General features: G+C 40.1%; 14 protein-coding genes. 9 read left to right on the plus strand and 5 right to left on the minus strand.

Features of this window, described 5'->3' with window-relative positions; all coding sequences use genetic code 11:
* The 4 genes from V7K89_RS07605 to V7K89_RS07620 all read left to right on the plus strand — a co-directional run.
* On the plus strand, positions 1–1,829 hold a 1,829-nt coding region (locus V7K89_RS07605), incomplete at its 5' end, for a hypothetical protein (RefSeq protein ID WP_335185832.1).
* Positions 1,826–3,979, plus strand: a complete 2,154-nt coding sequence (locus V7K89_RS07610) for a hypothetical protein (RefSeq protein ID WP_335185834.1) — start codon at positions 1,826–1,828, stop codon at positions 3,977–3,979. The genes V7K89_RS07605 and V7K89_RS07610, both read left to right, overlap by 4 nt.
* Positions 3,980–4,268: 289 nt before the next feature.
* On the plus strand, positions 4,269–4,493 hold the full coding sequence (locus tag V7K89_RS07615) for a hypothetical protein (RefSeq protein ID WP_335185836.1): 225 nt from the start codon (positions 4,269–4,271) through the stop codon (positions 4,491–4,493).
* A gap of 229 nt (positions 4,494–4,722) precedes the next feature.
* The gene (locus V7K89_RS07620) at positions 4,723–5,670 is read left to right on the plus strand and encodes an aldo/keto reductase (RefSeq protein ID WP_335185838.1); all 948 of its coding nucleotides are present in this window, start codon (positions 4,723–4,725) and stop codon (positions 5,668–5,670) included.
* A gap of 294 nt (positions 5,671–5,964) precedes the next feature.
* Here the strand turns inward: V7K89_RS07620 and V7K89_RS07625 are convergent, their stop codons facing one another.
* Together V7K89_RS07625 and rimO are read right to left on the minus strand one after the other, a co-directional pair.
* Entirely contained in the window at positions 5,965–7,494 is a 1,530-nt protein-coding gene (locus V7K89_RS07625; RefSeq protein ID WP_335185840.1) for a DEAD/DEAH box helicase, read from the minus strand.
* A gap of 267 nt (positions 7,495–7,761) precedes the next feature.
* Positions 7,762–9,081 carry a 30S ribosomal protein S12 methylthiotransferase RimO gene (gene rimO, locus V7K89_RS07630; protein ID WP_335185842.1) on the minus strand — a complete coding sequence of 440 codons (1,320 nt, stop codon included), beginning with the start codon at positions 9,079–9,081 and terminating at the stop codon, positions 7,762–7,764.
* A gap of 749 nt (positions 9,082–9,830) precedes the next feature.
* Here rimO and btpA point away from each other — a divergent pair.
* The 3 genes from btpA (at position 9,831) to V7K89_RS07645 (ending at position 14,818) form a co-directional block, all read left to right on the plus strand.
* Positions 9,831–10,679, plus strand: coding sequence for a photosystem I biogenesis protein BtpA (btpA, locus tag V7K89_RS07635; protein WP_335185844.1), 849 nt, complete (start codon positions 9,831–9,833; stop codon positions 10,677–10,679).
* 225 nt (positions 10,680–10,904) lie between these two features.
* The gene (locus V7K89_RS07640; RefSeq protein WP_335185846.1) at positions 10,905–11,888 is read left to right on the plus strand and encodes a vitamin K epoxide reductase family protein; all 984 of its coding nucleotides are present in this window, start codon (positions 10,905–10,907) and stop codon (positions 11,886–11,888) included.
* Between the two features lie 725 nt (positions 11,889–12,613).
* A complete protein-coding gene (locus V7K89_RS07645) occupies positions 12,614–14,818 on the plus strand; it encodes a CHASE2 domain-containing protein (RefSeq protein WP_335185848.1) in 2,205 nt (734 codons plus the stop codon).
* 1,104 nt (positions 14,819–15,922) lie between these two features.
* Here the strand turns inward: V7K89_RS07645 and nadB are convergent.
* The 3 genes from nadB to V7K89_RS07660 form a co-directional block, all read right to left on the minus strand.
* The gene (gene nadB / locus V7K89_RS07650) at positions 15,923–17,599 is read right to left on the minus strand and encodes an L-aspartate oxidase (RefSeq protein WP_335185850.1); all 1,677 of its coding nucleotides are present in this window, start codon (positions 17,597–17,599) and stop codon (positions 15,923–15,925) included.
* A gap of 164 nt (positions 17,600–17,763) precedes the next feature.
* Positions 17,764–18,192 (minus strand): photosystem II complex extrinsic protein PsbU, encoded by a 429-nt coding sequence (psbU, locus tag V7K89_RS07655; RefSeq protein WP_335185852.1) that lies wholly within the window; start codon positions 18,190–18,192, stop codon positions 17,764–17,766.
* Between the two features lie 567 nt (positions 18,193–18,759).
* Positions 18,760–19,539 carry a DUF3120 domain-containing protein gene (locus V7K89_RS07660; protein WP_335185854.1) on the minus strand — a complete coding sequence of 260 codons (780 nt, stop codon included), beginning with the start codon at positions 19,537–19,539 and terminating at the stop codon, positions 18,760–18,762.
* Between the two features lie 446 nt (positions 19,540–19,985).
* Here V7K89_RS07660 and V7K89_RS07665 point away from each other — a divergent pair, with 446 nt between their 5' ends.
* Together V7K89_RS07665 and V7K89_RS07670 are read left to right on the plus strand one after the other, a co-directional pair.
* Positions 19,986–20,810, plus strand: coding sequence for an undecaprenyl-diphosphate phosphatase (locus V7K89_RS07665; protein ID WP_335185856.1), 825 nt, complete (start codon positions 19,986–19,988; stop codon positions 20,808–20,810).
* A 224-nt stretch (positions 20,811–21,034) separates the two neighbouring features.
* Positions 21,035–22,360, plus strand: a complete 1,326-nt coding sequence (locus V7K89_RS07670) for a TIGR03279 family radical SAM protein (protein ID WP_335185858.1) — start codon at positions 21,035–21,037, stop codon at positions 22,358–22,360.
* Positions 22,361–22,642: the final 282 nt, after the last annotated feature.

Below are 22,642 nucleotides of genomic sequence, written 5' to 3' on the forward strand. Positions count from 1 at the left end.
TCCGAGACTTTTATTTATATTGCGATGATACGTATTATGCTTCGACGACTCGCATGAGTTTTTACTTTCTTGGACTTTTAAAACATCCTCTAAAGTTTATATGTTCTAATTACAAGGAATTTGCCAAGCAAAAGAGAAAAATTCTGTTTATTACAAACCTCAAGAAAAACCTACCTATCGACGAACTAAAAAAACGTTTTATCGCCAATGGAAATGAGGAAGATTTTGAAAAATATGTTCTTTTTATTGATTCTAATGTCGACCCTGTTATCAACAACTTACTAAACCTTGACCAACGAATTCCTGATAAATTTAAAAATAAAATATATTTACAACTAAAAAAATATATAGAAATGCTCCAATATGAGCAATTACCTAGCGATTTTAAGGAAAATATTAAAACAGATATTCGTAAAAATATTGAGCCAGCATTCCGAGATATTATTAAAAGAACATTGTCAGAAAATTTTAAAACGAAAAAAGCCCGTCTGTTAGCCGTAAAGAACAATCAAGATTACCAATGGATTGGAGAACTTTATCCCGCAGTATTTACAGATGATAAAACTATTTTATTTCTTAGTATAGATAAGTTCGTTGCTCAAAACACAACACTTATCGAACCATCATATTACTTCTCTGAGCGGTTCATTAATAAATCACTTATTTTTATTGATGAGTTTGATACTACCAAAGAAGCTGTACTAAAAAATAGTATTCAATCTGGGTTAAGAAATCAAGTGGATCTTATTGATTTATTTTTAAATATTCATAATCATCTGATGCAAACCGAATGCCCTGAAGTACTTTTACAAGAATCAAAATGGCGAAAGCAGCAACCTTCAGCTAAAAATTGGTCATCTCTACGAGAACAGATTGAATCATTACGAGAGAAAGCTAATTATATATTCAAAAAATATCAATTACAGCATATCTGTAAATCTCATGACAATTTTTCAACTAAGGAAAGAAACTTTCTTTTTTATGATTATAAATTCCATAATGTATTGGATCGAAATCAACGTGTCGAGATGATTGGAGATATAAATAGCCGTACAAATTGGATTAATACTTTTAATATTAAAGATAAAAAGACGGGTATTGATATACAGGAATTACTGAGTACCATTACTGGCTATTTATCATATTTTCAGACAGGAATTAAGTATTTAGCCAATAACTATCGCCATTTAAAAGAGGAAGATAAAGGCGGACAGGAAACTTTTCCCATTAAATTAGCTATTCAGACAGTTCTTAATAATTTTCACCTTAAAATCGAAGTTTTCTTTTCTGATGGCTACGGAAAAAGAGAAATTAAAGAAGTGAGCGAACAAACTGCCCGTCTTTCAGAGTTGATGAAAATTGATAGTTTTCAGAAATTGTTCACTGATTCTGGCTGGGCAACAATATTTCCTAAATCTAAACTAATGCTGACCCCTCCGATGTTCAACAATATTTATAAAGGGGCATTAGGTGAAGTATGTGGAAAACATATTTTTCAAAACCTCTTAAATATTCCCTTACTAGAACTGAATATAGATGAATTTGAACTATTTGACTTTAAAACAGAGCAAAATATCTATATAGACTTCAAGCTCTGGAATGATCGGGTTGCAGTAAAAGCTGATGAAATAATTGATAAAATCTCTGAAAAAATGGCGATTGTTGGAGCAGAAAGGATTTTTGTTATCAACATTCTTGGTTCTTCCAACACTCCCTTTCAACCGATTCCATCATTTGGCGGAAAAATTATAGAAGTTCCCTATCTCTGTAAAAATGATAAAATCGATAATTTAGCACTTAAATTTCTTGTGAATGAATTTTTAACATGAGCATTCTTACAAATAGACTGAAGGTCAATTTTCATATTGATTCTATTGAAAGAGACTTTGTTTTTATCCGCTTCAAACGTGACAAAAATGGCAAATGGTGGGGAGCGGAAGAACTCGATCATATTATAGGCGAAGATTATAAAGCCATGTCCGTTGGATATGCTCAATATGCCTATGCTATGTTTGATAAAAAATCAAATGATACTTACGCATTACTTCAAAAACTTAGAACTGATCCTAAATTTGCTAGTGTATCTGCAATTGAGGTAAAACCCCAGGCTGTTTATACTGGAAATGATGAATGTATATGTGAAGTAACACTTGCCCGTTTATTAATTAACTCTCTAGGTTCATCACGATCTAAATTTAAACATCTGCATTTCTCAAATCTGACTGGAGAATTACTTAAAGTCCCTCCATTGACAAATAAGCTTTATGATGCGATTGGCGTTGCTGAAATAACTCTTAGTCGTGATGAGAGTCAAAAAAATGAATTCTTATTGAACGTTAATGTAGCCTCTTATCGAAAAAAGGTTTCCATATTAAAAGAATATAAAGGCACGGGAGAATTAAAAAAAATTCTTAAAAGACCTGAATATGCCTTCCATAGTGGCACAGGAACGCTGAGAAGGTGGCTTCCATCTGATGGTAAAGATACAGATCCTACAAAGTCTTACATACAATGCGGTAAACAAGGTAAAAAGCTTCATACTAATTTCCTTGAATTTAGAAGCATAAAGGACTTTGAGAAGAGCCGAGCAGGAATTTTGTATCAAGCCTTCAACAGTATTCAAGAATATCTATCTGAATACATGAGCGTTGATTTTTCTACTCTTGAAATTGATCGCAGCATTGAACTCAAAAACACTTTGCTTAAAAGTCCAAAACAACTTCACTCAAAACTGGACGGTCAGGCAATATATATAGTTGATAAAGTTAATGATGAAGATTCTGCTAATTTAGTAATTACGCTGAAAAAATTTCTTCTTCCTTATATCACTGATGAAAAACTAATCACTTTCGGTAAACGTGATAAAGAAAGCGCTCTAAATTTTAGAATTATACATGATGTCGATTTTTATGAAAAAAGCGGCCAAAAGGACGAATACCTCCCTTCAACAGATAAATTTCAGCGACAACATCTGACAATTGAATCAACTAAAACTGTCTCTGAGCCTATTGTTAAAACAATTATAAAGGAACAGCTGATAAAGCGTGATATTAGTTCTCGAACATTGAACTTGTTTGATTGGGCTAAACTTCAACTCAAAGGAATTTGGACTTTTGCTGCTTGGGATGAAGATACAGACCACGTAATTTTTATGGAAATTCAACCAAATGGTAATTTTGAATTCTACGAAATGGATGGTCAAGATATATTATTTAACTGGCAAAAGTTTGAGAAATATAGAAAATTCATGACAGAGGATAGCTCTGGATATAAAATCAACATCTTAGAAGGTCTTGTTATTTCTGATGCTGCTGATATAAATCAGATATTTATAACAGATGAAATTACTATTCCTGACCTTTCTAAAATTGAAGCTATTCTTAGGGAGGTCGAAACTGAACTTCCCGAAAACAAGCGAAATGGAAATGAATTAGCTGATATAGTTGAAGAATTTTTACAAGAACCATCTGACCTTAATATTGAAAAATTTAAATTATTATCATTGGAACTTATAAAAATTGGTAGCCAACCTATATCGAAAGGGGATTTTAAGTCTTTAATCGCACAGTATTTGGGAACAACAAGGAAGGTAGGAGACAAGGATATTGATGTCAGTAGTACAAGTGAGGCTACTTGTTTTAGAGATTACCTTCTCGACCAATATCAAATTCGATTGAAGTTCCCCCAGGATAACCAGACCAAAGAAGATTTATTCGACGCTTCTCTTAACATAAAATATTTTGGTGAAACCGAAAAAGAAGCTTATTACTTTGTTGGAGACCGAAAAGAAAAGGTGCAATTCTCTTTCAAAGATGCCTGTCATCTTCGTAAAATCGTAGCAGTGGATGACTCAAAACTGATATTCAGACAACTCCTTGAAACTATGGATGTTGATTTTGTCCGCACAGGGCAAAGTACCGTAATCCCTTTTCCATTTAAGTATATTAGGGAGTATAAAAATTTTGGTGTTGCTAAATGACTGTATTAATCAGTATTGATCAACGGCAATAACTCTTAGTTTGACGGATTTTACTTATTTTTCTAACCCCCAACACACGGAGAAATATTTTCAAATATACCCAATAGTAAAATTTACTAAAGTTCTCGCATTACCCTGTAACTTTATCGGACGCAATCAAACCACATAAAAATATCAATATTAAAATGTGGTTTTAACTACGCTATTCCATTGAATTAATAAGATAAACTTTCCCTATGTATGTCATCAAACTACTTCTCTTCATCTAGTAACCAAAAAGGCATAAGCAATGAGTAAAGAACCAGTCAAAGTCATACTATGGGAAGAAAACCAAAGAGATTTTCTAAAAAAATTCTATGATCTCCAATTTACTCCCAGAGTAGGAGAGGAAGTTTACCTAAAAAAGGAGAAATGGAAAGTAACCCGGGTTGAGCATGATGTAGAAATTAGTGAGATTAATGTCTATATGGAATTAATCAAAAAAGCCAAGCAGGATAAATCATTGAATTCATAAATAGAAGTAAATACACTCAATTATTAGAAAAGGGAGGTTATTAGCCTCCCTTAATTTTGAGAATAGTAGATTCTCAGGTGTAAGTTGTAAATCTTTATGCAAGCTGCGATGTATACGACGGGCTACGCCTACGCACTTTGAAAATACTGCGTCAACCCCCATGCCCAATTTTGGCTATAACGATACACTATAAAAGTAAAGAAATGTAAATAAATTAAATTTTGCAACCTTGGAAAACATCACATTGGGGCAAAATGGCCCAGTTGTTACACCCTTGTGCATAGGCACTTGGGCTTGGGGTGATAAACTATTTTGGAATTATGGCGATCGCTACGGCCCAGAACAGTTACAAGAAGCCTTTACCGCAGCCTTAGAAGCTGGTATTACCTTCTTTGATACTGCCGAAGTCTACGGAATGGGAAAGAGTGAGAAATTTTTGGGACAATTTCTGCAACAGACACAACAGCCTGTACAAATCGCCACAAAATTTGGTCCCCTACCGTGGCGATTTACAGCCCAATCCGTCTCTGATACTTTAACAGCCAGCCTGAAACGGCTACAACTTGAGCGAATCGCCCTGTATCAAGTGCATTGGCCTTTCGCTTTCTTTTTAAGCCAAGAAACTTTGATGAATGCCTTAGCGGATGAAGTGAAGCGGGGCAGGATTGCCGCAGTCGGTGTGAGTAATTACTCAGCAGAGCAAATGCGAGACGCACATCAAATATTGGCGGCCCGTGGAGTACCTTTGGCTGTGAACCAAGTACGCTATTCTTTACTCAGTCGCCAAATTGAAAGCAAAGGTATTATCGCAACTGCGCGTGAGTTGGGTGTGACTATTTTGGCTTACAGTCCTTTAGCTCAGGGATTACTTACAGGCAAGTACAGTATTGATAGTGCTCAAACGCCCACTGGTCCCAGGAAAATAGACCCACGATTCAAGAAAGAAGGTTTGCAAAAAATTGCTCCAGTCATGTCTTTGCTACGCAGCTTTGGGGAAAAATACGATCGCACCCCAGCCCAAGTTGCTCTTAACTGGTTAATTGCTCAGGGAAACGTTATTCCCATTGCTGGGGTGAAGACAGCCGAACAAGTGCGGCAAAATGCTGGCGCTTTAGGCTGGGAATTGAGCAAGGATGAAATTGGAGAGTTAGAACAAGTTAGTCGTCTTTGGCTGTAGTATTTTTAAACTATCTAAAAAAGCCAAAAAGTCAAGAGTCCAAAGTCAAAATCTTAACTCTTGACTTTTAACTCTCAACTCTCAACTTTGCGAATTTTAGATTTGGATTTTGGTGAAGCAGCGCGGTCTTCTCCCAAAGGGAGAGGCTAGCGCCAAGGGGGTTTCCTCCATGAGCGACTGCTGTTAGCGCAGCGTTAGCGACGCAGGAGCGTCACTCGTTCGCGCAGCGTCTCCCCTTGGGAGAAGGGATTAAAAGAAAAGTCTAAAATCCAAAATTGATTAACTTCTAATTGACTAAGAAGCTGATTCTCTGGCTGTAGGTGAACCTAGCTTTTTACTAGGAGATGCAGAAGACTCACGATTTGTCCGCAGTTTGGGTTTGGGAGAAGAATGTCTTTCTTCTTCGCCATTGCTGTTATCTGATTTCCACGCAGAACGGGGGCGATCGCTAGAAGATTCACGACGCTTACTGAGTCTTGGTTTGGGAGTGGAGGATTCCTCTTGGGGAATTTCCACGTCTGAACTCAACCAAGCGGGACGAGTTTGATCGTAAGCAATTTGCAGTGCAGCTGCGGCGATCGCTTGAGCATCGTATTCTTCAATTAGTTCGCTGACAATTGGTAAGAATGAAGCCAAACGCTCACCCATCAAAGCTTCCCGCACCTGTTCTTGCAATTTCAGGATGTGGCGCGCTTCAATCTGGGCGCGTGTAGGAATCGACAGCAATTGCCAACTTTGGCGGTTATGACGTTCAAATGTTTGTTGCTTGCGCCGCTCAAATGGTTGTACTAAAGAGATTGCTGTTCCTTCCTTACCAGCACGACCAGTACGACCAATGCGATGGACGTAAGTTTCTACGCTATCGGGTAAGTCGTAGTTGATCACATGGGAGAGTTGATCGACATCTAACCCTCGTGCTGCAATATCAGTTGCTACCACCCAGCGAACTTGACGGTTACGGAATCTGCTTAATAACCGTTCCCGCGCTTGTTGCGACAAGTCACCGTGGTATTCATCAACACTGTGACCAGCTGCTTGTAACTGACTGGTGAGTTCCGCGGCTGTGCGTCTGGTGCGGACAAAGATTAAAGCTGTTTCTGGATCTTCCATTTCCAGAATCGGCTGTAAAGCTTTGGCTTTTGTCCAGTGGCGGGGGATCAAGTAAGCTACCTGATTAATCTTGTTGGGAGCAGCTTTTGGTTGCTCAACTGTGACAGTTGCCGGCGATCGCAAGAACTTGTTCACCAACATCCGAATCGATGGTGGCATTGTTGCCGAGAATAAAGCTGTTTGGCGTTCTACGGGCGCTTGAGAAAGGATTTTTATCACATCGTCGATAAAGCCCATACTCAACATTTCATCAGCTTCATCCAATACAAACCACTTGACTTGATCGAGCTTTAAACAGCCGCGATCAAGCAAATCGATCACCCGTCCGGGAGTGCCCACAACCATGTGAACGCCACGTTTGAGTTGTAACATTTGACGGTCAATTGATTGACCACCGTAGATTGCTAACACCCGCAATCCTTCATTACCGATGAATTGGACGATCGCATCGTGAACTTGCATCGCTAATTCACGAGTTGGTGTTAAAACTATGGCTTGTACGGCTTTTTGATTAACATCAAGCCGCTCTAAAATTGGTAGTGAAAATGCTGCGGTTTTGCCTGTTCCAGTTTGAGATTGACCTACCACATCACGACCGGCAAGCAATTGGGGAATTGCTTGTACTTGAATGCTAGTTGGTTCGGTAAAACCAATTTTTTCTAGTTGTTCGACACGTTCTTGGGAAATACCTAATTCTTGAAATGAAAGAGTCATTAATTCGTCCTAAATTTTATGTAAGGATTTTTGGATTAGTCATTTAGTCATTAGTCATTAGTCATTAGTCATTAGTTATTGGCTAGTTAGTCAGCCAAGGGCGATAGCAAAGCCTCAAATCTTGGATAAGCTATACCCACGAGTGAGTCCCCGAATTTCAGGTAAACCCTCATGAAAACTGCCATTAATGCAGCGTTGATTTTGGGATAAGGGTGAATCTGTAAGGGTCATTTCACAAAAGACAAAGGACAAAAGACAAAGGACAATTTAGTTATTGACTACTTGACCATAGAGGTCGTATGTATCAGCGTGGTGAATCGCTATTGGCACGATGGTTCCTAATTTTGCCTGGCCTTTGACATACACCAGACCATCAACCTCTGGGGAAAATCTACCTGAACGACCTATTAATTCACCACTTTCAGGATTTTCTTGCTCAATCAGGACATCAACGATTTTGCCTACTTCCTGTTGATTTTTCTTTTGAGAAATCGGTTGCTGGATTTCCATAATTTGGTATTGGCGCTCGTCCATCACCAATTGGGGCAACTGATTTGGCAACTTGTAAGCTGGGGTTCCTTCCTCAGAGGAAAAGGTAAAGACACCAACATGGTCAAATTCATGCCGTTGAACAAACTCTAGTAGATGCTCAAAATGCTCTTCAGTTTCTCCTGGGAAACCAACAATAAACGTTGTCCGCAGTACGGCTGTTGGTAGCGCCGTTTTGATGCGATCTATAATCCCATCATTTACACGTCCTTGCCAAGGACGGTTCATGGCGCGGAGAACATCTGGATGAGAATGCTGCAATGGCAAATCCAGGTAAGGCAAAACGTTGGGCGTTTCTTGGATGGCCGCGATCACATCTGGGGTCAGTCCCGTGGGATAAGCGTAATGCATTCTGATCCACGGTATATCTACTTTCCCCAAAGCGCGGAGTAATTCAGCTAATTTTGGCTTACCGTAAATATCTAGACCGTAGTTAGTGGTGATTTGGGAAATTAGAATAATTTCCTTTACCCCTTGGCTAACTAACTGCTCCGCTTCGGCGACGATAGATTCAATAGTACGCGATCGCTGGTTTCCTCGAAGATGAGGAATTATACAAAATGCACAACGATAATCACATCCTTCCGCAACTCGGAGGTAAGCAACACCCTCCGTTGTAGTGCGATAGCGTGGTGTAGTTTCGTCGGCAATGTAGGTTGGCTCTATACTAACCTGTTTGACCCGCTCGCCTTGTTCTACACGCTCAATTACATTTACAATTTTGTGATAATCGCCTGTACCCACAATGGCTACTGCTTCAGGCAACTCCTCCAAAAGTTGTTCTTGGAAGTGTTGCGCCATACAGCCAGTGATTACGATCTTTTTATTTGCCTCTGCCAGTTCTACTAAAGTTCTGACAGATTCTTGTCGGGCTGCTTCAATAAAACTACAAGTATTAACAATAACGTAATCTGCTAACTCTTCATTTGTATCTACACCGTAGCCTGCTTCTACGAGCATTCCCAGCATGTGTTCTGTATCAATTCGATTTTTCTCGCAGCCCAGGTGAGAAATAGCAATTGTTGGCTTATCACCCATATTTTGAAAATATCTTCATTTTTTTCTTATAGTCAACTTGTGCACTCATTTCGTTTTTTCGCGATTGTTATCCTTCTAATAACAGTACACCCGCAGATTCTCACTGTCAGCAATCCATAGAGTTATGACTCTATCAATAATAAAAATAGAGGTCATGTTATGATATTTTTATCAATCTGTTCCCCAGGGAAAATTGAAGTGTCTTTGGGTACATTTGACACTTGTTATGTTTTTTAACAATTCGCCTATAGGTATTTTATATTACCATAGCGTGTGCATTGTTAACCTACCCATCGGGAAGCCGCCCAAAGGGCTTGTTGTGAGAAGTCGCTACCCTCAGGGAAATCGACGAAAGCGACTACGCTGATAAAGCAGTAATGCTACCTTGGCAATTGGCAAGTCCTACGACAGTGCGCGGACAGAACGCCTAAACCACGGAAAGCTGCCTTGCGTCTAGTGAGTGGCAAACTCCTCTTGTAGCCAGGTTTTATCTTAACATATCTTATGGGAGGTTTGACGCCAATTTCCATCTGAGGAAAGAGGCAAGAAACCGACAATCATAAAACACATTTGACTAGTTAATAAAAAGTCAAGAGTCAAGGGTCAAGAGGAGCCAGTCACATGCGGGGTTTTCCCTGTTGAAGAGCCACCCCTGTGAAGAGGTTCCCTCGGTTTAAGGGGTGGTGTTGAACTGGCGTTCAATAGTCGAAAAATTCTGGACTCTGGACTGTGCGAGGCGGATTAAAGACGTGGACTTATATCAGATATTAAAAACTCGCTCACCAATTATTGGCGTGGTTCACCTGCTACCACTGCCTACTTCACCCCGTTGGGGAGGTAGCCTAAAAGCGGTGATTGACCGTGCTGAACAAGAAGCCGCAGCCTTAGCAAGTGGAGGAGTTGACGGTCTAATTATCGAGAATTTTTTCGACGCGCCGTTTACCAAAAACCAAGTCGATCCAGTAGTTGTGAGTGCCATGACCATTGTGGTGCAGCGGATACAGAATTTGGTGACTTTGCCTATAGGCTTAAATGTTTTGCGAAACGATGCTAAAAGCGCAATAGCGATCGCTAGTTGTGTACAGGCGCAATTTATCCGCGTCAACGTCCTCACAGGGGTGATGGCAACCGACCAGGGATTGATTGAGGGAGAAGCCCATCAACTACTCCGCTATCGACGGGAGTTGGGCTGTGATGTTAAAATCCTGGCCGATGTGTTGGTGAAACACGCCCGTCCTTTGAGTTCTCCAAATCTTACAGTCGCTGTGAAAGACACCATTGAAAGGGGTTTAGCAGACGGAGTGATTTTATCGGGCTGGGCTACTGGTAGTCCTCCTAACTTAGAAGATTTGGAACTAGCTTGTGGTGCAGCAAAGGGTACGCCAGTGTTCATCGGTAGTGGGGCCAATTGGGAAAATATTGATACATTGATGCAGGCAGCAGATGGTGTAATAGTTTCCAGTTCCCTGAAACGTCATGGACGCATAGAGCAACCAATTGACCCAATTCGCGTCAGTCAATTTGTGGAAGCCGCACGTCGCAATTGGAACTCAAAAGGTGAAAGCAAATCAGCAGAACAAGTGAAGTTACATTCTTGAATGGGTCATAGGGCATGGGGAATGAGGCATGGGGAGAAATAATTAATACTCAATTGACCAATGCCCAATACTTCGACTCCCTTCTTTTCTTAGGCTGCGCCAACGATTACCAAGAGGGCAAATCGCTCAGTACAAGTGCCCAATGCCCTATGACGCCATTTGCTCCACTTGGGGTCTCCCCAAGACCGCAGTGGCTCCCCAATGCCCATTAACCAATAACAATTTATGATTCGCCGTCGTTCTACTCCTTGGATTCATAAATGGTCACGTCCATTGATTGCCGCGATCGCTGGATGTGGTGCCCTGATAACAGGTTATCTCACCATAGAAAAGTTAACTGGAGGCAGTGCCGCTTGTGTGGCCCAGGCTGGTGCTAAGGGCTGTAATGATGTGCTTTCCAGTCCTTGGGCAACGGTTTTTGGTCAGCCATTAGCTTTGTTTGGGTTTTTGGCATACACCAGTATGGTGATATTGGCTTTGGCTCCCTTGATATTCAACTCAGGGGAAAACAATAACCGCAAACAATTGGAAAATTGGACGTGGTGGCTGCTGCTGGTGGGTGCGATCGCTATGTCTGTCTTTAGCGGCTACTTAATGTATGTGCTGACATCTCAAATTAAAGCTATTTGTCCTTACTGTATCGGTTCAGCTTTGTTCTCTGTGAGTCTTTTGATACTAGCGATTATCGGTCGGACTTGGGAGGATATTGGACAAATCTTGTTTACCGCCCTGATTGTCGGGATGGTAACACTGATTGGTACTTTAGGCGTCTATGCTGGCGTGAATCAATCAGATATTACACCTGGAACTCCTGGACAACCCACAAAAATTACCTTTACTCCCAAGGAAAACCCTAACCCAGCGTTCGGTTGGGAAGTTACCACTACTTCTGGTGAAGCAGAAATAGCCTTAGCACGCCATCTGGCAAAGGTAGGCGCGAAGGAATACACTGCTTATTGGTGTCCTCACTGTCATGAACAAAAGCTACTTTTTGGTAAAGAGGCCGAGGAAGTAGTCAACAATGATGTTAAGGTAGAGTGCGCTCCCGATGGACTCAAAGCTCAACCAGAACTCTGTAAAGCCGCAAAAATTGAAGGCTTTCCCACTTGGATCGTTAATGGTAAAAGCTATAGCGGAGTCCAAAACTTAGAAGAACTAGCGAAAGTTTCTAGTTACACTGGATCTAGTAACTTCAAGTATTTTAAGTAAAGTACCTACACTGACCTTCAGTAGTTCACACTCCATAGTCAACTGGATGAATACAGTAAAATCTGTTTCTAGTTGGCTTTTTTGTTTTTGGCAACAGATATATAGGTCTTTATCTTAATACGGTTTGGTTAAGGTTTTTTGATGAAAATTCTAGATCGCTAAAGATGCGATAAATCGCGTCTCTTACCTTAGCCGAACAGTATTGGGTTTTATCCAATGCCCAATTACCAATTTTCCTGCGGCTTTGATCTGTAAATACTTAAGCTTAAGGAAATTTACTAAATATATTTACTTAAGTAATGTATATTTTAATTTCTTTTTATAACACTTGAGAGTTACCTTGGGATGTAATCATGTCAGGCTCGAATCGGAGGTGTGTCTATTAGAAGTTAATGTAATTCTCAGCAAAATACCTAATTTATCGCAAATGTGAGCTTAATTGAGTAAGCTCTACTAGAGAAGGCTTTGAGAGTTAAATTTACTGAACTCACTTTCAACAATATTTATTAATCTGTGCTAATAGCCACAAGAGTCCCAGTTGCCCTCTAGTCAGATAATTGACCTCAATATATGGTAATACATCACAAATACCACGATGTCTTGATGAACCTTGCTGAGTTAAAAAAATTTTTAGAAACTTTATTTAGCTCCTACTTGAGCTATGTTAGTCCGATAGTTAATAGCTATAGGAAATAGAGAATATTTCTGCCTATTAGGTGATGGGAATGAATCAGCAGTTAGGCAAGCGTTTTGTGAAGTTAATCTTTAGACTGAAACAATCGCTTAGTCGAGGACACAGAGAATTGAGTACTGCCGCCAGTGTTGCAGTCTGCGTCCTACTTTTGCACTCCATTGGATTATTGCAATCTTTGGAGTTGGCGGCTTTGGATCAATTTTTTCGTTTACGTCCAAATGAACCACCAGAAGAGCGGATTACGCTCGTAGTGATTGATGAAACCTATATAAACGAAGTAGGTTCGTGGCCAATTCCAGATGCGATTATTGCCCAGTTGTTGCAAAAATTAAATGTCTACAAACCCCGTGCTATTGGCTTAGATATCTACAGAGATTTACCAGTAGAACCTGGTAATCAAGAATTGCATAATGCTTATAAGTCAATGCCCAACTTAATTGGTATTGAACTACTATCAAAAAACAAAAACTTTAGTGTTCCGCCTCCACTGGGACTGAATCAGGATCAAGTGGGCTTTAATAACGTGCTGTACGATCTTGATGGTAAAGTGCGTCGTAGTTTGTTGTATTGGCACGTTAAAAGTGAAGTACACGAAAGTTTTGCCTTGAAGTTGGCTTTATTGTATTTGAAGTCAAAGGGAATTACTCCCACGAAAGCAAAAGGCAACCCTGAGTATTTGCAATTGGGTAAGTCAGTATTTACTCGTTTTGAGGCTAATGATGGTGCTTATGTGGGAGCTGATGATGGAGGCTACCAAATTTTAAGCAATTTTCCCAAACCTAAATGTCAAACTTCATCTGGAGAATTTTGTAGTTTTCGCCAGGTATCGATGAAAGATGTACTGGCAGATAAAGTCAAAGCAAGCTTAATCAAAGATCAAATTATACTTATTGGCTCCACTGCATCCAGTCTCCAAGATTTTGTATTTATTCCCTACTCCAGCAGTGTAATGGATATAGCAAAGCGTGAGCCTGTACCTGGTATTCAATTGCAGGCTTATTTTATTAGTCAGTTAATTTCTGCTGCTGTTGATGGAAGACCATTACTGAAAGTCTGGCCTGACTTGGTGGAATACTTGTGGGTTTTTGTTTGGTCTTATCTGGGAGCCGTGACGATATGGCGGATACGACACGCAACTAGGAGTCTCTACTGTATCCTAGTTTCTTGCTTTGTATTGACCGTGAGTACATACTTTGCTTTCTTGTCTGGTTGGTGGATACCTCTCATTCCCTCACTGATTTGCCTTGGCATTTCAGCTATTCGGATGATTAGTCATATTGTTCACATCCAGCAAGAGTGGAAACGTTCCAAAGAATTTTTGCATCACGTTATCAACACGATTCCCGATCCAATTTTTGTGAAAAATGAACAACACCAGTGGATTGTTTTAAATGAGGCGTATTGTCGATTTATCGGTTATCCAAATAAGTTATTAATTGAAAAGTCAGACTATGACTTTTTCCCAAAACATGAAGCTGATGTGTTTCGACAACAGGACGATCTTGTTTTTCGGACTCAGCAACCCCAGGAACATGAAGAAGAATTTACAAATGCTGCTGGACAGACTCATCAGATTGCCACTAAGCGATCGCTCCACAAAGACTCAGCTGGCAATTTCATTTTAGTTGGTGTCATCCGAGATATTACTCATCGCAAGATGATGGAAGAACAGCTTAAGCGTACTGCTGCTGAACTATTCCACTCTAATAATGAATTAAAACTCAAAGAAGACCACTTACGTTATTTAGCGTATCACGACCCCCTTACCGGTTTATTCAATCGCAAATTTTTTGCCGAACAACTTTACGAGTCTTTACATTGGGCACAACACAATAACTTGTTGCTGGGACTGCTGTTTATCGATCTAGATGGTTTTAAGCAAGTCAATGATACTTTGGGACACAAGACGGGCGATCGCTTGCTAATGACTATTGCTGAAAGACTCAGCAACTCTTTACGCGCTAGTGATACAGTTTCTCGTTTGGGTGGCGATGAATTTACTGTGATTTTACGAGCAATTCCTGATGTCCAAATAGCAGCTCAAGTCGCCGAAAAAATTTTAAGCAGTATTACCAAGCCAATTGTTTTGGACGGCTATACAATCCGAGTCTCTGCCAGTATTGGCATTAGTGTTTACCCATACAACAGTCTAGATAGTGAAACTTTGATAAAACAAGCTGATGCAGCAATGTACCGTGCCAAGCGTTTAGGTAAAAATTGCTACAAATTTGCTTAATTACTTAAGAGTTAAGTCTCCAGGTTTTTTTTATTTAGTTATAATTTTTACCTCTAAATTTTGAATTTAGACTAGAGATACGTTTAAATGGCTCTCTTACAAGGTAAATTTTTTGCCAAAATATAGACCTAGTAAGGCTTTTTGCTTTGAAGTACTAAACCTCATATCTTATGTCAGAAAGTAATTAGTCTCCAACTAAAATTAAGAAACAAATTTTTATACGTTCTTTATACAATTTTAATTATACTTGTACTTATTCGGTTATTACGTTATTTTATAAGTTTAAAAATCCTTGCACCTTAAGATATACATGTTATTTGATCTTTACAGATGTTTACTTTTTAAATATAAACTATACAATTAAGTCAGTATTATTTCATGTTTTTTCACTTGCTGATTAATTTAACATAGTATTTATACTTAAAAAAATTAAGATATTATTAATAAACAATGAAGTAAGCAAAATACTTGCAGTAGATCATTGATATATCTAACCTGAGACTGATGAAAAAATCACCTTTTAGGAGTACTACTTAAGTATAAAGACTATTTAATCTCAGCAAATTAAGGTTATCGACAAGCAAATACCATAATGATTTGTACACTACCATCAGTAATTTCATAAATTTAAGATACTTTTTTCAAAATTTACAGTAAATATACGGTAATAAATAAAATATACACCTTAAAATATAAATTAGTAAATTTACTGAGAAATATGAAGACTAACGTCCGAATCACAAAGTTTATAATATTCTGCATAGGTGCTTACATACTGATACCAAAAATTGCCGCTTGCGCAGGTATATTCAGTACTGCAAGTGCTAATTCTTTTGGCCCTACTAGCAGTAACACCTTAATCGCCCGCAAGGTCAATTCTCAAAATTTAAAAGACATATACATTCCACCAAATTATGGTGGTCCCGACAGTCATAATGGTAGCGGCACCCGCTGATGGCAATTTTGAATTTTAGATTTTAGATTGTGGTAAGGCAGCACAATCAGGTAGTTACCGTCTTAAACACACATCCTTTACTACGCAGTTCATTGCAAAATGTTGTGCTTAGGGTTGCGAAAACCGTCAGGCTTTTTAAGGTAGTTTATTCAAGACAATAGTGGAGATTTCCACCAATGATTTGTTTGTACAAGTGTATGGACTTGCCAATTTGAGTCTGGTTGAGGATAATCTAAACGGAAATGTCCGCCTCGGCTTTCAGTTCTAAAAGCAGCACTTTTGAGAATTAAATCAGCTACATCTAATAAATTACGGGTTTCTGCCCAAAGTCCCAATTGTCGTTCAACATCTGGTAGGTCAAAACTAGCGGGTTCTGCTGGACGTAAAGCAAGCAAGAATTGACTTAAAGGCAAGGCAGCGAAATCTTGCTGCCAAGATTCAATAGTAGCGATCGCAGTTTCCAGCCTTGATTGCTCCCGACAAATACCAGCACTTTCCCACACTAGACGCGGTAACTTCTTCCTGAGTGCTTCTAGCTGTGCTTGTTGGATGTGCCACTCACTAGCATCAGGACTAAATTTCCGTAACGGCAGCACTGGTATTTCTGAGGACAGCCCAATATTTTCTAACTCAATATTAGCCATCTGGGCCCCAAACACAATACATTCTAACAGGGAATTACTGGCAAGGCGATTTGCCCCATGCACACCTGTACTAGCAGTTTCACCCACTGCGTACAAACCGGAGATATTGGTGCGATTCATCAGATCCGCGACAATTCCACCCATCCAATAATGGGCAGCTGGCGCTACAGGAATTGGTTCGTGGAAGACATCAACACCCCAATGCTGACAAACTTTGATGATATTGGGAAAGCGGTGACGAATCTTGTCATCGGGGATGGGGCGCATATCCAACCACACATGGGCAGTAGCCAAATCAAGGGCGGTACGTTGTAAATGGCTGAAAATTGCTCTACTGACGACATCTCTCGGCGCAAGTTCACCCGCAGGATGGTAGTCAAAGGTAAAACGCCGCCCTTCATTATCGATAAGATGTGCCCCCTCGCCGCGTACAGCTTCGCTGATCAAGAAGCGATCAGCACCAGGTTTAGTGAGGGCAGTCGGGTGAAATTGGACAAATTCTAAATCGCGGAGGATAGCCCCAGCACGAGCGGCGATCGCTACCCCATCACCTGTACTCACAGCCGGGTTAGTGGTTTGGGCAAATACCTGACCACCGCCACCGGTTGCTAGTACTACAGCACCAGCTCTTATCCAGGTGATTTTATTTTGATAAAACAGGCTAATTCCCTGACAGCAAGCAGTTTCGGGTTCAATCCACAAACTCAAAGCCAAAGCTTGCTGAATAACTTGAATATTCTGGCGACGTAATACTTGAGCGGTGAGGGTAGTAGTAACTTCCCTCCCTGTAGTGTCAGCAGCGTGGAGAACACGGCGGCGAGAATGGGCGGCTTCCAAAGTTAAAGCTAAGGCTTGACCATGACGGTCAAAAGCGACTCCCAAGTTAACTAGAGATTGAATACAGCTAGGGGCATGTTGGGCGAGAAATTCGACAGCGGTGTGATCGCATAAACCTGCACCCGCCTGGATCGTATCTTCAATGTGCAGTGTTGGAGAATCTTCTGGGGCGATCGCTGCGGCAATGCCACCTTGTGCCCAATCACTGGCAGACAAAGCAACGGTTTCTTTGGTAATCAAACCGACTCGTAAGGATTCTGGCAGGCACAGCGTTGTGTATAGTCCGGCAGCACCAGCGCCGACTACTAAGACATCAAATTGGCTAGGAATATCTATCTGAGACAAGGTAATCGGGGAGGGGGCAGGGGGCAGGGGGCAGGGGAGGCAGGTAGGAAAAAATTTTACTTTGTCTTTCTTGTCCTCCTTGTCGCCCCTTATCTGTAATAAAATTACTCCCACTCCCTAGAACCAGGAGTGGGCTGCTATTTGCTACATTAACTGCAATTCAGTTATCTGTAGATACCGTTGTTAAAGCGATCGTCTCCTTCATTAAAGGCAGGCTCTAGTTCTGTCACGGTAAATTTCTCGAGGTTGGCTTGCAGGGTTTGTTTTTGGCGATCGCTCAATCCTGGAAGATCCAATACATCCTCTACCTTTTCGTAGGGAGCATTGGTGATAATTTTCTTAGCCAAGGTGGGATAAAGCCCTGGGAACTGTTGAAAAGCTCGGACGTTGGTATTATTCAAATCAATTTTTTTACCAAACTCCGTTTTTAGTTTAGCGTCTGCCCGATTCTGCCGCTCAATTGCCAGAACTGGGACTTGGGGAAAAGCAAAACTGTTGAAACTAGCAGCTTGGGCTATCTGAGTTGTTCCCAACCATCCCCAGCAACTAAGTAACAAACTAAACACTGTTAATAAACGCGCCAATCCTTTCACGATTTTTTTACCTCTTTCCATCAAACAGAAATAAAAGTTTTAAGCTAACAGCAGTTATTAGTCATTAGTCATTAGTCATTAGTCATACCCTGCGGGAAGCCGTTAATGCCTCTACGTGAGAGCACCAAGGACGAAGGACAAAGGACAAAGGACAAAAGCTGATAGCTTAGTCAACACAGCAGTCATCAGAAACTAATATACAGCGTATTAATATCCACAATATTTACGGTTACTGGGTTTGACTGTACTTTTGCCAAAAATTTTCATCGTGCAAAGAGTGCCTGCATAGCTGCAATAGCGTTGCATCCACGATCCCAGTAGCTATTCCCTGCTAGACGAAATCTTTTCGGGGTGGCTGATTCTACCTCCCAAGCAGACATCAAACTTACGATTTCTAAAATCGAAAACCTTACTAAAAAAGACTTGATGCTGATGGATTTTTATGTAATATTTCTTAACTAATTGATTGTCTATAGCATCATTTTTGATGTGTCGTAGATTGGGCTGGGAAAAATTTCGGTAAGAGAAGTCTACACGCTGATTGCAAGTTCCTATCTCCTACCTGCTTCACGCTGCGATCGCAGCTAACAAAAATAGGCTGTCTACCAAAATTGTACTTAAAACTGCGCCACCAAAGGCATACCAGTGTCTTTGATTTCGACCTAAAGCTGAAATTCCTACTATTAATAGCACTACCGCGAGAATTATCGCCCAAGTTTGTCCCCAAGGTGCTTGTACTTGCATGAGAGCATTTTGTAAGATTTGCGGTACTACATCTGCATCTACTCTCATGATTTGCCGCCAATAGGGTATCAAATCTACTAAATAAAAATATACATCTGTTAAAACTGTACCGAGTAAAGAACCTAAATAAAACCAGTTACCTACCTTGCCCCAATTCTTCGCCAGACACCAACAAGCAAACGGTAAACCGATAAACTCCACCGGCAGATGCCATAAAGGTTCCCAACGTAACCAGCCCCAGTAAATCGCTCCTGCTAACCAACTCCAGCTAAACCCCAAGAGCAAATCCCCCCAAACGTAAGTTGCAGGACGTGACATTAAGATAAAACTTAGCCACACCCAAAATCCTGTCAGGGCTAAACTCAGACTTGGTAGCGATCGCACTATTGGCGCTTCTACAAATACTGGCACTGATACCAAAAACACCGCCGCTGCAAACACTAACCAACTTTGTCGGGCAGAAATAGATAAGGAGAGAGAGGGAGGAAAGGAGAGTGTAGATTCCAATTGCCTGATACCCTTCAGCCCAGTATCAGCTAAATCCAACTCGGTATCGATAGAAGGGGTAGAAACGCTGTAAGAGGACAGTGTATTATTAATCAAAGTTTTTAATAATTGTTACTAAACTTTATCTTATTTAATATATCACACTTGAAAATCCCCCCCTAGGGCATTGTAATTATACTGAAATTTTCAAGGGTCTTGGCGCAAACCAAACAAAACATTCTCTGCCAAAGGAATCCATTAAAGTTGCATTATGTACATAACTGCTCTGTAGTTCCTTGTAAATAGGGGACTACAGAGAAGCGAGAGGTAAAATTTAACAGTTAAAAGTGAACTGGTACTCAGTCCACTAAATATTAAAGTTTGATGAATTGACAAAATTCCGTTGACTTATTGAGATGGGTGTAAGAACATAGTCAGCGTCTTCGATGATGTTATTGATCGGTAAAATTGAGTTTTCTACAAGATTGGGTGCAATAGAGAGTATATAAAACATCATCATCCTAAAAATAATGTCTCAAACACGAAAAAGGTATTAATTGCAGATGGAGTTTATTCAAGCTTTTATTTTGGGTATTGTTCAAGGTATTACAGAGTTTTTGCCAATCAGCAGTACTGCACATCTTCTAATTTTTACCAAGCTATTTGGTTGGAAAGAACTAGGTTCTAAAGATTTTGTTGATGCAATTCAATTTGGCAGCGTTATTGCAATTGTGGGGTATTTTTGGTCGCTGATTTATAGTATTACTAAAGGAGGAATCGAAGCATTAAAAGCCAAAGACTGGCAACGCGAAGAATGGAAGATTCTTGTTGGTATTGTAGTAGGAACAATGCCTGCTTTAATTTTCGGTTTCCTTTTGAAAGATATTTTACCTGAGAGTGCATTAATTATTGGTATCATGTCAATTATCATGGCACTTTTTCTAGCTCTGGCAGAAAAAATTGGCACTCGTAAGCGAGGTTTTGAATCATTGCAGATTCAGGATGGTATTTTGGTTGGATTGGGACAAACACTTGCTTTGATTCCAGGCGTTTCTCGTTCTGGTTCGACGTTGACAACTGCTTTATTTTTAGGATTAGAACGCGCTACAGCAGCAAAATTCTCATTTTTGTTAGGGTTTCCAACTCTTACCATTGCGACGCTGTATAAAAGCTTGAAAATATTCAAGTTGTTTCAAGCTCATCAGTTACCAGATAACATTGTTGCACTGTTAATTGTAGGAATTATTTCAACTTTGATTTTTTCCTACCTATCAATTGCATTTTTGATCAAATACTTAGCAACCAAAAACACTTTGATTTTTGTATGGTATAGATTAGCATTTGGTAGTGCGATCTTACTAGCGATCGCAGCAGGTTGGAAAGGATAATAGTTATTAGTCATTTGTCCTTTGTCCAAAGCAAATGACTATAGCGACCACTTGTTTGTATGCAATACAATCTAACCTCACTCCAAACCTCTCTCCTTTTAGGAGAGAGGCTTTGAATTTTACTCCCCAACGTTAGTAGGAAAGGGGCTGGGGTTAAGTCTGTATTAGACTCAATTGAGAAACGCTATAATGCCCAATGCCCAATGCCCAATGCCTCATTCCCCATGACTACCATTCATCCTGCCCGAATTACCAAGGTTCTTCCAGACTCAATAGCCGCAGAGATTGGTTTTGAAGCTGGGGATGCGATCGTTACAATAAATGGTACACGTCCCCGTGATTTAATCGATTATCAGTTTTTGTGTGCTGATGAAGTCTTGGAACTAGAAGTTTTAGACGCTGCTGGTAAAACTCATAGCCTGGAAATCGAAAAAGATTACGACCAAGATTTAGGGCTAGAATTTGAAACTGCCCTATTTGATGGCTTAATTCAGTGCAATAACCGCTGTCCATTTTGCTTTATCGACCAACAGCCACCAGGTAAGCGTACCAGTTTGTACTTTAAAGACGATGATTACCGCTTAAGCTTTTTGTATGGCTCTTATCTTACCTTAACCAATTTGCCAGAAAGAGAATGGCGGCGGATTGAACAAATGCGCTTATCTCCGTTGTATGTTTCTATTCATGCCACGGAGCCGGAAGTTAGAATTAGACTGCTGAAAAATCCCCGTGCGGGACAAATCTTGCAACAACTCAAGTGGTTTCAAGAAAGACGGCTACAAATTCATGCTCAAGTGGTTGTTTGTCCTGGTATAAATGATGGCGAACACCTGGAGCAAACCCTAAAAGATTTAGCATCCTTTCATACTGGTGAAGTACCTGCGGTAGCATCGGTGGCAGTTGTGCCAGTCGGATTGACAAGGTTTCGGCCTCCAGAAGACGAACTTACACCTGTAACTAGAGAAAAAGCGAAAGAAGTGATTTCTCAAGTGCGAACACTTTCGCAAAAATTTCGGCAAAAATTTTCCTCTAGTATCGTTTGGTTAGCTGATGAGTGGTTTTTAATTGCAGGTGAGGAATTACCAAACGAATCTGAATATGAAGAGTATCCCCAAATTGATAATGGTGTTGGTTCAATTCAGTTGTTTATCAAGCAATTTGCAACTGCTGCAATAGAATTACTACCGCCAAAAGTTTATCCTCAGAGAAAATTAACTTGGGTAGTAGGCAATGCAGTAGAAAACGCCTTTGAACCTATCTTGAAACGGTTAAATTCTGTTGAAGGATTAAAAGTAAATATGCGTGCTTTATGTAGTGATTATTGGGGACAGAGTATCACTGTCACGGGATTACTAACGGGTCATGATTTGCTGTTTAACTTACAAGGGCAAGATTTGGGAGACGGAATTTTACTGCCAAATGTAATGCTCAAACATGGGGAATTAGTATTTTTAGATGATATGAGGATTGAAGAATTAGCTTGTAAATTGGAGACAAAAGTTTTCCCAGTAGGAGGAGTTGAAGATTTAATCAATACCTGTATTCTTTAAGCTGTTTTTATTAGCTCTTTAGTCTATAGCAATTCCCAAATGGATGAAGTAAATATCAAAACCTTACACCCAACCCCTCTTCTTATCAAGAAAAGGGTTTGGGTGTGGGATTATCTGTCGTAAACATTTTTTGAATTAGTATAACTTTAAGTCTTTGAAGTATAGCAATCGAAGTATAGATTAGGACACTATAGCGGTTCTCAGTTGGGTGCAATATAGTAACAGCAGTGGGTGAACCATCCAATAATGTCTTTTTTAGTTACCGCATTCAGAGCATTTGTA

Origin of the sequence: Nostoc sp., from assembly GCF_036917515.1 — a bacterium.
Taxonomy (GTDB): Bacteria; Cyanobacteriota; Cyanobacteriia; order Cyanobacteriales; family Nostocaceae; genus Nostoc.